The organism is Bacillus sp. C28GYM-DRY-1 (assembly GCF_030519405.1).
Classification (GTDB): Bacteria; Bacillota; Bacilli; order Bacillales; family Bacillaceae; genus Bacillus; species Bacillus spizizenii_A.
Window position 1 is genome coordinate 1 of sequence record NZ_JAUMKF010000113.1, and the last position, 237, is coordinate 237.

The 237-nt window shown below is 39.2% G+C and carries 1 protein-coding gene; it reads left to right on the top strand.

The genetic code is table 11. From position 1 onward, the window contains the following. A partial coding sequence (locus Q3W56_RS20910; RefSeq protein WP_368045787.1) for a DDE-type integrase/transposase/recombinase occupies positions 1-237 on the top strand: 237 nt, incomplete at both ends.

Sequence of the window (237 nt, forward strand, 5' to 3'; positions counted from 1 at the left end):
AGGTGAAAAAGCGCAAGAAGAATGGGCAGCCATATGCCGTGGTCGATAATATATTAGATCGGAACTTTCAGTCTGATCATCCTCTTGAAAAACTAGTAACGGACATCACGTATTTGCCTTATGGACAAAAACAATTGTACCTTTCCAGTATATTAGATGTATACAATGGAGAAGTGATTGCTTTTACGATTGGCGATAAGCAGGACACAGACTTTGTATTAGACACACTTGATCAGC